This window comes from Streptomyces sp. ActVer (assembly GCF_027270795.1).
GTDB classification, from domain to species: Bacteria; Actinomycetota; Actinomycetes; order Streptomycetales; family Streptomycetaceae; genus Streptomyces; species Streptomyces umbrinus_A.
Genome location: NZ_JAPWHT010000960.1, coordinates 1 through 915, shown reverse-complemented (window position 1 = coordinate 915; position 915 = coordinate 1). Strand labels below are relative to the sequence as shown.

Below are 915 nucleotides of genomic sequence, written 5' to 3'. Positions count from 1 at the left end.
GCGGAGTCGGAACCAGTAGAAGCCGTGTCCGGCGAGGGTGAGGAGGTAGGGGAGTTCGCCGATGGCGGGGAAGCGGACGCCGCCGATGAGTTCGACGGGGTGGCGTCCGCTGAAGGCCTGGAGGTCGAGTTCGGTGGGCTGGGCGAAGCGGGAGAAGTTGTGGACGCACAGGACGAGGTCGTCGCCGTGTTCGCGGAGGAAGGCGATGACGGCGGGGTTGGAGGAGGGCAGTTCGGTGTAGGAGCCCAGGCCGAAGGCGGGGTTCTGCTTGCGGATCTCGATCATGCGCCGTGTCCAGTGCAGCAGGCTGGAGGGCGAGCTCATGGAGGCTTCGACGTTGGTGACCTGGTAGCCGTAGACCGGGTCCATGATCGTCGGCAGATACAGGCGGCCGGGGTCGCAGGAGGAGAAGCCCGCGTTGCGGTCCGGCGTCCACTGCATCGGGGTGCGTACCGCGTCGCGGTCGCCGAGCCAGATGTTGTCGCCCATGCCGATCTCGTCGCCGTAGTAGAGGATCGGGCTGCCGGGCAGGGAGAGCAGCAGGGCGGTGAAGAGTTCGATCTGGTTGCGGTCGTTGTCCAGGAGGGTGGCGAGCCGGCGGCGGATCCCGATGTTGGCGCGCATGCGCGGGTCTTTGGCGTACTCCGCGTACATGTAGTCGCGTTCTTCGTCGGTGACCATTTCCAGGGTGAGCTCGTCGTGGTTGCGCAGGAAGATGCCCCACTGGCAGCCGGACGGGATCGCCGGCGTCTTCGCGAGGATTTCCGAGACCGGGTAGCGGGACTCCCGTCGCACGGCCATGAAGATGCGCGGCATGACGGGGAAGTGGAAGGCCATGTGGCATTCGTCGCCGCCGGCGCTGTAGTCGCCGAAGTAGTCGACGACGTCCTCGGGCCATTGGTTGGCCTCGGCGAG

Annotated in this window: 1 protein-coding gene; it reads right to left on the bottom strand. The window is 66.8% G+C overall.

Going from position 1 to position 915, the window contains the following annotated elements; genetic code table 11:
- Window positions 1-915 (bottom strand): alpha-glucosidase C-terminal domain-containing protein (locus O3Q52_RS53600; protein ID WP_269655613.1); only part of this gene is annotated, 915 nt, incomplete at both ends.